Genomic DNA, 1074 nt, shown 5'->3' on the forward strand with positions numbered 1-1074 from the left:
CATCGTGCGCAAGGTGCTCATCGCCAACCGTGGCGAAATCGCTGTCCGCGTGGCCCGGGCATGCCGGGATGCCGGGATCGCGAGCGTTGCCGTGTATGCGGAACCGGACCGGGACGCGTCGCATGTCCGTGCGGCGGACGAGGCGTTCGCGTTGGGCGGTGACACCCCGGCCACCAGCTACCTGGACATCGCCAAGGTGCTCCAGGCCGCCAAGGACTCAGGGGCGGACGCGATCCACCCCGGCTACGGCTTCCTGTCCGAGAACGCCGACTTCGCGCAGGCCGTTCTCGACGCCGACCTGATCTGGATCGGCCCGCCCCCGCAGGCGATCCGCGACCTCGGCGACAAGGTCGCCGCCCGCCACATCGCCCAGCGCGCCGGTGCGCCATTGGTGGCCGGCACCCCCGATCCGGTCTCCGGCGCGGACGAGGTCGTCGCGTTCGCCGAGGAGTACGGCCTGCCGATCGCGATCAAGGCCGCGTTCGGTGGCGGGGGCCGCGGCCTGAAGGTCGCCCGCACCCTCGAAGAGGTCCCCGAGCTGTACGAGTCCGCGGTGCGTGAGGCGGTCGCCGCGTTCGGACGCGGCGAGTGCTTCGTCGAGCGCTACCTCGACAAGCCGCGGCATGTGGAGACCCAGTGCCTGGCCGACTCCCACGGCAACGTGGTCGTCGTCTCCACGCGTGACTGCTCGCTGCAGCGCCGGCACCAGAAACTGGTCGAGGAGGCCCCGGCGCCGTTCCTGTCCCAGGCGCAGGTCGCCGAGCTGTACGCGTCGTCCAAGGCCATCCTCAAGGAGGCCGGGTACGTCGGTGCGGGCACGGTGGAGTTCCTGGTCGGCATGGACGGCACGATCTCCTTCCTGGAGGTCAACACCCGTCTGCAGGTCGAGCACCCGGTCACCGAGGAGGTCGCCGGGATCGACCTGGTCCGGGAGATGTTCCGCATCGCCGACGGCGAGGAACTCGGCTACGGCGACCCGGAACTGCGCGGCCACTCCTTCGAGTTCCGCATCAACGGCGAGGACCCCGGCCGGGGCTTCCTCCCCGCCCCCGGCACCGTCACCACCTTCGCCCC

Annotated in this window: 1 protein-coding gene; it reads left to right on the plus strand. The window is 71.0% G+C overall.

Going from position 1 to position 1074, the window contains the following annotated elements; all coding sequences use genetic code 11:
- Positions 1 to 4: 4 nt before the first annotated feature.
- Positions 5 to 1074, plus strand: a 1070-nt coding sequence (locus tag ACX28W_RS43900) for an acetyl-CoA carboxylase biotin carboxylase subunit (protein ID WP_459005690.1), incomplete at its 3' end; no start/stop codon positions are given.

The sequence above is a fragment of the Streptomyces sp. SD15 genome (assembly GCF_054462255.1).